Raw genomic sequence first — 12,021 nt, 5'->3', positions numbered from 1 at the left:
GAAAGCGGCAAAAAGCGCGCGCCGAAACGCTTGCATGTTCTCAAACATGCTTCTATGTGCCGCCGCTCCGGTCGGGACGTAGCGCAGCCTGGTAGCGCATCACACTGGGGGTGTGGGGGTCGGAGGTTCGAATCCTCTCGTCCCGACCAAATTCATGAAGGAAGTGGCGAGAAGAACGCGTTTTTGCGGAACTGCCCTTCCCCTCCCCTAAAATCCTATTTTTCCTATTTTTGCGCCAGAGGCGAAATATTGCTGTCCTACAGCTAACCAAATGGGATAAATGCCCCGCCTCATTCGACGAGGGAGGCGGGTTCATGGATATTTCGGCACTGATTGACGAGGTGATCGCGCGCGAAGGCGGCTATGGCCATCATCCGGCGGATCGGGGCGGGCCTACGAATTTCGGAATCACCCAGGCCGTCGCACGGGCCAATGGCTATGCGGGCGACATGCGGAAATTGCCGCGAGCGCTGGCCGTGACGATCTACCGCAGGCTTTACTGGGAACGGCCGGGCTATGCCTTTGTCGCGGAGGCCACGCCGGATATCGCCGCCGAATTGTTCGACAGCGCGGTGAATATGGGGCCGGGCACGGCCACCGGATTCCTGCAACGGGCGCTCAACGCGCTTAATCGCAATCAGAAGGACTATCCCGACCTGAAGGTCGATCGCACGATCGGCGCCAAGACCCTGTCGGCGCTGAGCGCATTCATGGCGCTGCGCGGGAAAGCGGGGGAGAAGGTGCTGTTGAAGGCGATCGAGGCCCTGCAAGGGGAACGTTATCTGGCGCTGGCGGAAAGCAGGCCCGCCAATGAGGCGTTCCTCTACGGCTGGTTGGCGAACCGTGTTGGTTAGAGACAGGACGGCTGCGGGCAATCTGAGGCGCGCCGATCGCTGGACGCTGCGGGCGCGGCCAGCCTTTCTGTACGTCATGTACGCCCTGCTGCTGTGGTCGGTGCCGGTGGGGCTGATCGGGGGTATGTGGCCGGAGGGCGCGGCGGCCATCGTCCGGGCGATGCGGGACTATTTCGCGGCGCTGCCGGAGCCGCTCTATGCGCTGTTTGGCACGGGATATCTTGGATATACGGCGGCGCGGACCTGGGGGAAGGTGAAGGGGGCGGAGCGGTAGGAGGGGATTGCGCTTCGGATCAGGCGTTGCGCGATACCCTCTCCCTAACCCTCTCCCCTAAAGGAGAGAGGGAACTGGGTTGCACTTCAGCCCCATATCGGTTTGCGCTCAAACCCACAAAAATGAGAGGGGCCGCTGGGTAGATAAGTCCCAGCGGCCCATCATTGACATGGTCACAGCGGCCGGAAGTGCCGCCAAACGGAAACGTTGATCGCGCTATCTTTCCAGACAAAGGAAGCCCGTTCGCGACTTGTCGCGGCAGAGGCTGCTTCAATGTCTGCAAAAACCGACGTTATGACGTCGCTCAGCGGCGCGTTTCCCGAATGGACTTGACCGACCTCACTGCTGAACCATGAGACATCGGATCACCTCCTTTCGCTTGTTAAAGCCCGCGCAGCCCGCCCTGGAAAACCGTTTTTGACCTGGCCACGACATGGACTGTGAATCAGACGGGAAGCATGATCAAGACTTGTAAAATTCTTTTTTCGAATCATAATGGCGCGTCCGCTTGAAAAGCCGATCTGGTGCTTTTCAAGCGATCCCCCCACAAGATATGCGGCAAGTGGCCGGAAACCGCCCCTTTAGCGGCGGCAGTCCTCGATGACCCGGCCAACCTCTGCCCAGGCGGGCAGGATCAGGGTTTCTAGCCCCTGCACCTCCACGGCGAAATGGCCACGGCTGTAGGCAATCTGATCCAGCACTGTGTCGCTGGCGGCGCGGACTGCGAGGGTTCCCGAACCGTTCGGCGTGCCGGGCCAACTGACCGCGCCATAGCTGGTGCGGAGCGTGACGTTTCCGTGCCCTGCCCCGGTGCGCAGAAGACTGATCCGTCCTGCGGCGGAATCGCATCGCAAGGAAAGCAGCGTGGCGGACGCGGGGCTGGCGAAGGTCGCGACGGATCCCGATCCTTCCGCGCGGTAGCTCCAGTTGCCGGGCGCCGCGGGACGATATTGCCATTCGACCGGCCCGGGAGCGGGCAGAGATGGCTTTGCCGAGGACGCGGGCGCCGGGCGCGGAGCTGGCGACGGGGGCACTTCTGGCGCGCCGACGCAGGCGGGAAGGAGGAGCAGGGACGCGAGGACGGTGGAGGCGGGAAATATGCGCATGCGCCACTCAATGCCCGAGGGGGCAGACCGGGTTCAACTGGAAAAGGATTTTTTGGGCTGGCGGGTTGCGATATCGTATCGACGTTGCGCTGGCACACCCCCTGCCCCTCCCGCCTGTGGGAGAGGGAGCAGGAATGTGCCATCTCTAAAACGCAGTCCCAAACACCCCTCGCCGATTGACAGTTTCCCGCCGAATCGCTAGGGGCGGACGCATCCCGGACACGCTGGTGAGCGGCAGTGCATGGCACTGGCCGTCTTTTTTGCGTCTCGGGGGCTATCGAATCGGCCGAAGTCCTTCTAGGGCTCGGCCCGGACGCTTTGAGATGGGGTGGCGCCAACCGCCCCGTGGAGCAGGAGTACAGATTACCATGGCACGTATTGCGGGTGTTAACATCCCGACCAACAAGCGCGTGATCATCGCGCTCACCTACATCCACGGCATCGGCCGCAAGACCGCCGTCGACCTCGCCGACAAGCTGGGCATCGACCACAGCCGCCGCGTTCAGGACCTGTCGGACGCCGAAGTCCTGCAGATCCGCGAAGCCATTGACGCCGACCTCACCGTTGAAGGTGACCTGCGTCGTGAAACCGCGATGAACATCAAGCGCCTGATGGATCTGGCCTGCTATCGCGGCCTGCGTCATCGCAAGGGCCTGCCGGTTCGTGGCCAGCGCACGCACACCAATGCGCGCACTCGCAAGGGCAAGGCTAAGCCGATTGCCGGCAAGAAGAAGTAATCGTTGAGGGCCAGCCTTTCGGCATGGCCCTCCGGTGACTTCCGCTTTCAACGATTTCAGTAGGATAGAGCAACATGGCACGCGAACCCCAGCGCATTAAGCGGCGCGAGCGCAAGAACATCTCGGCCGGCGTCGCGCACGTCAACGCCAGCTTCAACAACACGATGGTCACCATCACCGATGCCCAGGGCAATGCGATCAGCTGGTCCTCGGCCGGCATGATGGGCTTCAAGGGCAGCCGCAAGTCGACCCCGTACGCCGCGCAGGTTTGCGCCGAAGACGCGGGCCGCAAGGCCGCCGAACATGGCGTGCGCACCCTGGAAGTCGAAGTGAAGGGTCCGGGTTCGGGCCGTGAATCGGCTCTGCGCGCTTTGCAGGCCGTCGGTTTCCACATCACCTCGATCCGCGACGTGACGCCGATTCCGCACAATGGCGTACGTCCTTCCAAGCGCCGCCGCGTCTAACCGCTGCGCTTGAGTTTTCCGGGCGGCGGACGCGCCGCCCGCTAACCCATCTACATCGCCGAGCGGTCCTGTCGGGTTCAGGATTTCAAACGTTCCGGCCTATCCCCAGGGGAAATACATGACTGTCAACATGAAGAACTGGCAGGAATTGAAGAAGCCCAACAGCCTTGAGATCAAGGCAGCGGGCGACGGCAAGCGGAAGGCGACTTTCGTTGCCGAACCGCTGGAGCGCGGTTTCGGCCTGACGCTTGGCAACGCGCTGCGCCGGGTTCTTCTGTCCTCGCTCCAGGGCGCGGCGGTCACCTCGATCAAGATCGAGAACGTGCTCCACGAATTCTCGTCGCTGGCCGGCGTGCGTGAAGATGTGACGGACATCGTCCTCAACATCAAGCAGGTTGCGCTCCGTATGGAAGGCGACGGTCCCCGCCGCCTGCAGCTGTCCGCGACTGGCCCGGGCGAAGTGCGCGCCGGTGACATCACCACCGTGGGCGACATCGAAGTGATGAACCCCGACCTGGTGATCTGCCATCTGGACCAGGGTGCGACGCTGAACATGGAACTGACGGCTGACATCGGCAAGGGCTATGTCCCCGCCGTCGCCAACCGTCCGGCCGACGCGCCGATCGGCCTGATCCCGATCGACGCGCTCTACTCGCCCGTGCGGCAGGTCGCCTATAAGGTCGACAATACCCGCGTCGGCCAGGAACTGGACTATGACAAGCTGTCGCTGACCATCGAAACCGATGGCACCGTCACGCCGGAAGACGCGGTGGCCTATGCCGCCCGCATCCTGCAGGACCAGTTGCAGCTGTTCGTTCACTTCGAAGACGCGCTGCCCGTGGCCGCTCCGGCTGCTGGCACCGCTGCGGCTGCTGCCGCCGAGGGCGAGAGCGACACGAACCAGATCAACCGCTACCTGCTCAAGAAGGTGGACGAACTGGAACTGTCGGTTCGCAGCGCGAACTGCCTCAAGAACGACAACATCATCTATATCGGCGATCTGGTCCAGAAGACCGAAGCCGAGATGCTGCGCACCCCCAATTTCGGCCGCAAGTCGCTGAACGAAATCAAGGAAGTGCTGTCGTCCATGGGCCTGCGTCTGGGCATGGACATCCCCGGCTGGCCGCCGGAAAATATCGAGGAAATGGCCAAGAAGCTCGAACAGGAGCTGCTGGGCTAAATCCGACCCGTCGCCCCAGCGCAGGCTGGGGCCTCAGGCCCCTACGGGCGACCTGGAGGCATGAGATCCCAGCATTCGGTGGGATGACGATTACAAGGTGAATGGGCACGACCTCGACTGTGCCTGGTCTGAGCTACCTCACACGGGCTCTTAACGAACGAAGGAAGATATCATGCGTCACAAGGTTGGTCATCGTAAGCTGCAGCGCAGCACCGGGCATCGTAACTCGCTGCTCCGCAACCTCGCCGCTTCGCTCATCAAGCATGAGCAGATCCTGACGACCACGCCCAAGGCGAAGGAACTGCGTCCCTACGTCGAAAAGCTGATCACCCTCGCCAAGAAGGGTGGCCTGTCGAACCGCCGTCTGGCGCATTCGCGCCTGCAGGACGACACGCAGCTGACCAAGCTGTTCGAAGTTCTGGCCGAGCGTTACAAGGACCGCAACGGTGGTTACACTCGCGTGATCAAGGCCGGTATCCGCGCTTCGGACGCTGCGCCGATCTCGATCATCGAGCTGGTCGACCGCGACGTTGATGCGAAGGGCAAGGATTCAGGTCCGGTCCAGAACGCTGACGCGGACGAGCTGGAAGCGGCCTGATCAAGGGCAAGGCGCGCTCCTTAGGGGCAGCCGGATAAATCGAAACAGGCTGCGGCTCGATAGAGCTGCGGCCTGTTTTGTTTTTGCGCTGCCCACCTCCGCCTCGACGATGCCCCAGCCACGTTCAGCCGTGCGACAGCCGGTCAAGCCTAGACACGTTCCGCAGCTGACAAGGAGTGATGGGATGACCGGCAAGGCGGGTTGGATGACAGGAGCGATGCTGGGCGTGGCGGCGCTGGTGCCCGGCAGCATGGTCCATGCACAGACGCAACCGGATTACGGCTATCCTAGCGCGAGCGACCGGCAAGCGCAGGATGATCCTTATGCGGATGACGATGTGACCGGCGGCGAGGAGCGGGGCAGTCAGGCGCAGGCGCAGCAGCGGGCCGACGATGATTTTTCCGATGTGACGGGCGGAGTGGACGAGCAGGCCGGTTCCCCTCCGCGCAATCAGGCTTATGCCCGTCCGGGCGAGCGGGCTGAAGACGCGCGGATCGACCGGGAACGCGAGGAGGCGATCACCGAATGCGCGGTCGCGGCCCGTGACGAGGCAGAACGGGACGGCGGTTTTGCCGAGGTACGGCAGGTGCAGGAGCCGGTGGAGACGCGCGGAAACTATCAGGTCGAGGGTGACATCGATGCCCGTTCCAGCTGGCGGTCGGAGGACAGCCGGACACTCCATTTCACCTGCTCGGTGCAGAATGGCCGGATCGCCAATCTCCAGTTTCCCCGCAACCCGGCGGCGCGATAACCGGGGCGGGAGCGAACCTCTTTTTTTCAGGCCGTAAAGCCGCTAGGGGTCGGGCTTCGTCATGGCGTGATTGAACCGAGCCGCGTCAGGAACGTCCCCGATCTAATGCATGCGCTGAGCAGATGATGTCATCTGCTTTTGAAGGCTTAACGCCGTCGTAGCGCGAGGAGCCATCATGTCCCCGCCGCCCGTCCCGCCCCGTAGCGCCGCCATCGCGTTCATCCTCCTGACGGCGATGCTCGATGTCATGTCGATGGGGATCGTCATCCCGGTCGTGCCGCAGCTGATCGAGGAGCTGACCGGATCAACCACGGGCACGGGCTTGTGGAACGGCCTGCTCGTCGCGCTGTGGGCGGTGATGCAGTTCCTGTGTTCGCCGATCATTGGATCGCTGTCGGACCGCTTCGGGCGGCGGCCGGTGATCCTGATTTCCGTCGCTGGGCTGGCGCTTGATTTCCTGCTGATGGCGCTCGCGCCCAATCTGTGGTGGCTGGCGCTGGGGCGGATATTGGCGGGGGTTACGTCTTCCAGCTTCACGTCGACCTTTGCCTATATGGCGGACATCATGCCGCCGGAGAAACGCGCGCGGGGCTATGGGCTGATCGGCGCAGCGTTCAGTGGCGGGTTCGTCGCCGGGCCGCTGCTGGGCGGCATGCTGGGCGAGATTTCGGTGCGGGCTCCTTTCTGGGCGGCGGCGGGTTTTTCCGCTCTCGCCTTCCTCTATGGCCTCGTCATATTGCCTGAGTCGCTGGCGCCTGAGAAGCGCATGGCCTTTTCATGGAAGCGGGCCAATCCATTCGGCGCGCTGAGGCTGTTACGGTCGCATCCGGAGCTGTCGAGCCTCGCCACGGTCAACTTCCTGCTCCATTTCGCACATCATCTGTTTTCGGCGGTGTTCGTGCTCTATGCGGGCGACCGCTATGGCTGGGGTCCTTGGCAGGTCGGCACATTGTTCGCGCTGGTCGGGGTGCTGGACATGAGCGTGCAGGGTCTGATCGTCGGGCCAATGGCCAAGCGGCTGGGCGACCGGCGGACGATGATTATCGGACTTTCCTTTGGCGCGCTGGGGTTGGCGGCGATGGGCCTGGCGTCCACGGAAGCATTGTTTATCGCGGCCGTGTTCCCCAATGCGCTGTGGGGGCTTGCCATGCCCACGATTCAGTCGCTGATGACGCAACGCGTTTCGGAGTCTGAGCAAGGGCAGTTGCAGGGCGCGAACAACAGCGTTGGGTCGATCGCCGGGGTTCTCTCGCCCATTTTCTTTGGCACTGTCTATAGCTTGTCGGTCGGCGAGCGGCCGGTGTTGCCCTTCATCGGCAGCCCGTTCCTGATCGCCGGAGCGGTTCTGGCTGGCGCGGCGCTGCTGGGATGGGCGGCGGGGCGGGCGCAGGACGTCCCTTCGCTGGACAAGCGAGGCCAAGCGCACTAACCGCGCCCCATCCCATTTCTCTCGGCTCATAAAGGCGATTCGATGACGCTGCCCCTTCAGGATTCCATCCTTATCGTGGACTTCGGCAGCCAGGTGACGCAGTTGATCGCGCGCCGCGTGCGCGAGGCGGGCGTCTATTCGGAAATCGCCCCCTTCAACAGCGCCGATGCCGCGTTTCAGCGGATGAAGCCCAAGGGCATCATCCTCTCGGGCGGCCCTTCGTCGGTGATGTGGGAAGACAGCCCGCGCGCACCGCAATCCTTCTTCGACGCGGGCATCCCGATCCTGGGCATCTGCTATGGTCAGCAGACGATGATGCAGCAGATGGGCGGCAATGTCGAAGGCGGCGAAAGTGGCGAGTTTGGCCGCGCCTTCATCGAGATCAAGAAGCGCTGCGCCCTGTTCGACGGCCTGTGGGCCGAAGGCGAGCGGCATCAGGTGTGGATGAGCCATGGCGACAAGGTGACGCAGCTCGCGCCCGGCTTTGAAGTCGTGGCGGTGAGCGAGGGCGCGCCCTTTGCCATGACGGCGAATGAGGAAAAGCGCTTCTACGCCACCCAATTCCACCCGGAAGTCGTGCATACGCCCGATGGCGGCAAGCTGATCGCCAATTTCGCGCGCCATGTCTGCGGCCTGAAGGGCGATTGGACCATGGCGGAATTCCGCGCGACCAAGATCGCCGAGATTCGCGAGCAGGTGGGCGATGGCAAGGTGATCTGCGGCCTGTCGGGCGGCGTTGATAGCGCGGTGGCCGCCGTGCTGATCCATGAGGCGATCGGCGACCAGCTGACCTGCGTCTTCGTCGATCATGGCCTGATGCGCAGCGGCGAAGCGGAGCAGGTGGTGAGCCTGTTCCGGGGCAGCTATAATATTCCGCTGGTTCATGTGAACGCGGAAACGCTGTTCATGAAGGGGCTGGAGGGCGTCACCGACCCCGAGGCCAAGCGCAAGTTCATCGGCAAGACCTTCATCGACGTGTTCGAGGATGAGGCGAAGAAGATCGGCGGCGCGGCTTTCCTGGCGCAAGGGACGCTCTATCCCGACGTGATTGAGTCCGTGAGTTTCACCGGCGGGCCTTCGGTCACGATCAAGAGCCATCACAATGTCGGCGGCCTGCCCGATCGCATGAACATGAAGCTGGTCGAACCCTTGCGCGAACTGTTCAAGGATGAGGTGCGGGCGCTGGGCCGCGAACTGGGGCTGCCGGAGATCTTCGTTGGCCGCCACCCCTTCCCCGGCCCCGGCCTCGCCATCCGTATTCCCGGCGAAGTGACCAAGGAACGTTGCGACATTTTGCGCAAGGCCGATGCCGTCTATCTGGAGGAAATCCGCAATGCGGGCCTTTATGACGCGATCTGGCAGGCCTTTGCCGTGCTGCTGCCGGTGCGCACTGTGGGCGTGATGGGTGACCACCGCACCTATGACAGCGTCTGCGCCCTGCGCGCGGTGACATCGACCGACGGCATGACGGCGGACATCTATCCGTTCGATGCTGCCTTCCTCAGCCGCGTTTCGACGCGGATCATCAATGAGGTCAAGGGCATCAACCGGGTATGCTATGACTTCACGTCGAAGCCGCCGGGCACGATCGAATGGGAATAAACCGGATCAGATGACCGTCCGGGGGGACGGTCATCCGGTTTACTCGGCACCGCAAGGTGCCGTGAGTGATTGATGGACTTCCCCTCTCCCCTTCAGGGGTCTGCCAGAGGCACGTGACTCTGGCCGAGGTGCCGAGCGAAGCGATGGCGGGAGAGGGAGAGTATACGGGCAGCGTTGCTCCCCTCTCCCCGGCCTCGATGAGAGTCACGCGCCTCTCATCGACCCCTGAAGGGGAGAGGGAGTGGTGGCACGCCTGCGAACGCCAGCGTCCGCTAAGGCCTTTGCTGGCGCTATACTCCGACAGTTGCGCGCGATAGTCTCGCGCCATGACCAGCGTGCCTCTTGGCCATCCCGTCTATCGGGACATGCCCGCCACGATCTTCGAGAAAATGTCAGCGCGCGCGCGGGAAACGGGTGCGATCAACCTCGGCCAGGGCTTTCCCGACGCGCAGGGGCCGGAGGATATTTTGCGCGCCGCCGCCGACGCGCTGATGACCCGATCCAACCAATATCCGCCGAGTGGCGGCCTGCCCGAATTGCGGGCGGCGGTGGCCGCACATTATGGGCGGCATCAGGGGCTGGCGCTGGAAGCCGACGAGGTGATCGTGACATCCGGCGCGACCGAGGCGATTGCCGCCAGCCTGTTCGCGCTGGTGCAGCCGGGGGACGAGGTGCTGTTGCTGGCGCCGCTTTACGACGCCTACCTGCCTTTGGTGGAGCGCGCGGGCGGGGTGGCGCGGGTGATCAGGCTGACGCCGCCTGACTGGCGGGTGACGCGGGAGGCGCTGGAGGCGGCGGTGGGTCCACGCACGCGCCTGCTCATCCTCAACAACCCGCTCAATCCCAGCGGCAGTGTGATGGACGAGGCGGCGTTGGCCATGCTGGCGGCCTTTTGCGTGGAGCATGACCTGATCGCCATTTGCGACGAGGTGTGGGAGCATGTGACGTTCGACGGCCGCCTCCATCAGCCGTTGATGCGGTTTCCCGGCATGGCCGAACGCACGGTGAAGATCGGATCGGCGGGCAAGATCTTTTCGGTCACCGGCTGGAAGATCGGCTGGATGTGCGCGGCGGCGCCGGTGGCGAGGCTGTTGGGGCGAGCGCATCAGTTTCTGACCTTTACCAGCCCGCCCAATCTGCAACGGGCGGTGGCAGAGGCGCTGGCCAAGCCGGAAGCGTGGTTTACGAACATGCGGGCGGGTTATCAGGCGTCGCGCGATCGGCTGGTCGAGGGATTGCGGCTGGTCGGCTATGATGTGCAGGCGAGTGCGGGCACCTGGTTCGTGACGGTCGATCTGGCTGCTTCCGGAATTGGGCTGGACGATGTCGGCTTTTGCGAGCGGATCATCGAGGAAGCGGGCGTGGCGGCCATTCCGATATCGGCATTTTATCCCGATGCGGCGGTCACGCATCTGGTGCGGCTTTGCTTTTCCAAGAGCGATGCGGTGATCGATGAGGCGGTCGCGCGGCTTGGCCGTTTTCGCCTTATGCTCGGGTGAGGCGCAACTAGCGCTTGCGGCGCCACGCGGCGATCGCTAAGTTCACCTTTCGTTCCACCGGGGGATCATTAATGGACAGTCTTGCCATCATCCTCAGTCTGGCCGCCCTGATCGCAGGGTTGGCGTTGGGCTGGCTGTTGCGTGGCAAGGCGGTGGCACCGCTGGTGGCGGAAAAGGCCGAGCTTGTTGCGAAGCTGGCCCAGGCGGAAGCGCAGCGCAATGGCGCCTTGCAGGAACTTGTCGTGGCGCAGGAGCGGGCGGCGCAGGCGGGCGTGCTGGCGCAGCGACTGGAGGATGAGCGGGCGGCGCGGGGCCTTGCCGAGCGGGAACTGGCGGCGTTGCAATCCGACACGCAGGCACGGGCCGAGGCTTTCGAGGCGCAGATCGTCGCGCTGAAGGATGCGAAGGAGCAGTTGTCGGCGCAGTTCAGTGAGATTGGCGGCAAGCTGCTGCATCAGGCGCAGAGCCATTTCCTGGAGCGCGCAGACCAGCGGCTCGCGCAGGCGCATGAGAAGAGCGAGGCGCAGCTCAAGCAATTGCTGCATCCGGTCAATGAGACGATCCAGCGTTACGACCAGAAGATCAGCCAGATCGAGCAGCAGCGCACCGAAGCTTACGGCATATTGCGCGGCGAGATCGAATCGATGAAGTCGGGGCAGGAAGCCGTGCGCGCGGAAGCGCAGCGGCTGGTCGATTCGCTGCGCCATGCGCCCAAGGCGCGCGGCCGTTGGGGCGAACAGCAGTTGCGCAATGTGCTGGAGACGTGCGGGCTGTCCGAACATGTCGATTTCCGCACCGAGGTGAGCGTCGAGGGTGAGGATGGGCGGTTGCGGCCAGACGCGATCGTGCGGATTCCGGGCGGCCGCGCTCTGGTGATCGACGCGAAGGTGTCTTTGAACGCCTATCAGGATGCCTATGGCGCGGATGGCGAGGAGGAGCGCAAGCGGCTGCTGTCCGCCCATGCCGCCGCGATGCGCGCACATGTCGAGACGCTGGGGCGGAAAAGCTATGCCGACCAGTTCGACGAAGCGCCGGACTATGTCATCATGTTCGTGCCCGGCGAGCATTTCCTGTCGGCGGCGCTGGAGCATGATCCGCAGCTTTGGGATCACGCCTTTGGCAAGCGGGTGCTGCTGGCGACGCCGACCAACCTCATCGCCATCGCGCGCACCGTGGCGGCGGTGTGGCGGCAGGAGAAGATGGCCGACGAAGCCAAGCGGATCGGCGCGCTGGGCAAGGAATTATATGAGCGACTGGCAGCTGCGGCGGGGTCGCTCAAGAAGCTCGGCAATCGGCTGACCGGAGCGGTGAGCGATTATAACAGCTTCGTTGGCAGCTTCGAGGGGCGGGTGCTGGTGACCGGGCGAAAGCTGCGTGACCTCAATATTGAGACAGGCGGGCGCGAACTGGAGGCTCTGGAGCCGGTCGAGGCGCTGGTGCGTGAGCCTTCTTCGCCCGAGGCGGTACGGGCATTGCCCGAGGCCGTAGCCGACGCGGCGGAATGAGGCTTGTCGGCCGGGGCTATCG

General features: G+C 63.7%; 12 protein-coding genes and 1 tRNA gene. 12 read left to right on the top strand and 1 reads right to left on the bottom strand.

Annotation, left to right across the window (positions count from 1 at the left end; translation table 11 throughout):
• Positions 1–72 precede the first annotated feature (72 nt).
• The 3 genes from ACZ5YV_RS12625 (at position 73) to ACZ5YV_RS12615 (ending at position 1,128) form a co-directional block, all read left to right on the top strand.
• Positions 73–149 (top strand) — tRNA-Pro (locus tag ACZ5YV_RS12625).
• 165 nt (positions 150–314) lie between these two features.
• Entirely contained in the window at positions 315–854 is a 540-nt protein-coding gene (locus ACZ5YV_RS12620; protein WP_464787915.1) for a glycoside hydrolase family 108 protein, read from the top strand.
• On the top strand, positions 847–1,128 hold the full coding sequence (locus tag ACZ5YV_RS12615) for a 3TM-type holin (RefSeq protein ID WP_464787914.1): 282 nt from the start codon (positions 847–849) through the stop codon (positions 1,126–1,128). The genes ACZ5YV_RS12620 and ACZ5YV_RS12615 overlap by 8 nt, the downstream gene beginning before the upstream one ends.
• Before the next feature lie 581 nt (positions 1,129–1,709).
• Here ACZ5YV_RS12615 and ACZ5YV_RS12610 read toward each other — a convergent pair.
• Positions 1,710–2,234, bottom strand: coding sequence for a hypothetical protein (locus ACZ5YV_RS12610; RefSeq protein ID WP_464787913.1), 525 nt, complete (start codon positions 2,232–2,234; stop codon positions 1,710–1,712).
• 368 nt (positions 2,235–2,602) lie between these two features.
• Here ACZ5YV_RS12610 and rpsM point away from each other — a divergent pair, with 368 nt between their 5' ends.
• The 9 genes from rpsM (at position 2,603) to ACZ5YV_RS12565 (ending at position 11,999) form a co-directional block, all read left to right on the top strand.
• Positions 2,603–2,971 carry a 30S ribosomal protein S13 gene (rpsM, locus tag ACZ5YV_RS12605; protein WP_007707977.1) on the top strand — a complete coding sequence of 123 codons (369 nt, stop codon included), beginning with the start codon at positions 2,603–2,605 and terminating at the stop codon, positions 2,969–2,971.
• 74 nt (positions 2,972–3,045) lie between these two features.
• Positions 3,046–3,435, top strand: a complete 390-nt coding sequence (gene rpsK / locus ACZ5YV_RS12600; protein WP_004208752.1) for a 30S ribosomal protein S11 — start codon at positions 3,046–3,048, stop codon at positions 3,433–3,435.
• 118 nt (positions 3,436–3,553) lie between these two features.
• Complete coding sequence (locus ACZ5YV_RS12595) at positions 3,554–4,615, top strand: DNA-directed RNA polymerase subunit alpha (RefSeq protein WP_464787912.1); 1,062 nt, start codon at positions 3,554–3,556, stop codon at positions 4,613–4,615.
• 172 nt (positions 4,616–4,787) lie between these two features.
• On the top strand, positions 4,788–5,213 hold the full coding sequence (rplQ, locus tag ACZ5YV_RS12590) for a 50S ribosomal protein L17 (RefSeq protein WP_464787911.1): 426 nt from the start codon (positions 4,788–4,790) through the stop codon (positions 5,211–5,213).
• Positions 5,214–5,397: 184 nt separating this feature from the next.
• On the top strand, positions 5,398–5,964 hold the full coding sequence (locus ACZ5YV_RS12585; protein ID WP_464787910.1) for a hypothetical protein: 567 nt from the start codon (positions 5,398–5,400) through the stop codon (positions 5,962–5,964).
• Positions 5,965–6,139: 175 nt separating this feature from the next.
• Complete coding sequence (locus tag ACZ5YV_RS12580) at positions 6,140–7,393, top strand: TCR/Tet family MFS transporter (RefSeq protein WP_464787909.1); 1,254 nt, start codon at positions 6,140–6,142, stop codon at positions 7,391–7,393.
• A 42-nt stretch (positions 7,394–7,435) separates the two neighbouring features.
• Entirely contained in the window at positions 7,436–8,995 is a 1,560-nt protein-coding gene (gene guaA / locus ACZ5YV_RS12575) for a glutamine-hydrolyzing GMP synthase (RefSeq protein ID WP_464787908.1), read from the top strand.
• 326 nt (positions 8,996–9,321) lie between these two features.
• Positions 9,322–10,494, top strand: a complete 1,173-nt coding sequence (locus tag ACZ5YV_RS12570; protein WP_464787907.1) for an aminotransferase — start codon at positions 9,322–9,324, stop codon at positions 10,492–10,494.
• Between the two features lie 71 nt (positions 10,495–10,565).
• Positions 10,566–11,999, top strand: coding sequence for a DNA recombination protein RmuC (locus tag ACZ5YV_RS12565; protein ID WP_464787906.1), 1,434 nt, complete (start codon positions 10,566–10,568; stop codon positions 11,997–11,999).
• The last annotated feature ends 22 nt before the right edge of the window (positions 12,000–12,021 follow it).

It is taken from the genome of Sphingobium sp. TomTYG46, assembly GCF_055396345.1.
This window is presented reverse-complemented; position numbering and strand designations above follow the sequence as displayed.

Coding starts and splice junctions, on each gene's coding strand:
- guaA (WP_464787908.1), top strand. CDS start 7,436: ATGACGCTGCCCCTTCAGGATTCCATCCTTATCGTGGACTTCGGCAGC.
- ACZ5YV_RS12610 (WP_464787913.1), bottom strand. CDS start 2,234: ATGCGCATATTTCCCGCCTCCACCGTCCTCGCGTCCCTGCTCCTCCTT.
- ACZ5YV_RS12565 (WP_464787906.1), top strand. CDS start 10,566: ATGGACAGTCTTGCCATCATCCTCAGTCTGGCCGCCCTGATCGCAGGG.
- ACZ5YV_RS12595 (WP_464787912.1), top strand. CDS start 3,554: ATGACTGTCAACATGAAGAACTGGCAGGAATTGAAGAAGCCCAACAGC.
- rpsK (WP_004208752.1), top strand. CDS start 3,046: ATGGCACGCGAACCCCAGCGCATTAAGCGGCGCGAGCGCAAGAACATC.
- rplQ (WP_464787911.1), top strand. CDS start 4,788: ATGCGTCACAAGGTTGGTCATCGTAAGCTGCAGCGCAGCACCGGGCAT.
- ACZ5YV_RS12570 (WP_464787907.1), top strand. CDS start 9,322: ATGACCAGCGTGCCTCTTGGCCATCCCGTCTATCGGGACATGCCCGCC.
- ACZ5YV_RS12580 (WP_464787909.1), top strand. CDS start 6,140: ATGTCCCCGCCGCCCGTCCCGCCCCGTAGCGCCGCCATCGCGTTCATC.
- rpsM (WP_007707977.1), top strand. CDS start 2,603: ATGGCACGTATTGCGGGTGTTAACATCCCGACCAACAAGCGCGTGATC.
- ACZ5YV_RS12585 (WP_464787910.1), top strand. CDS start 5,398: ATGACCGGCAAGGCGGGTTGGATGACAGGAGCGATGCTGGGCGTGGCG.
- ACZ5YV_RS12620 (WP_464787915.1), top strand. CDS start 315: ATGGATATTTCGGCACTGATTGACGAGGTGATCGCGCGCGAAGGCGGC.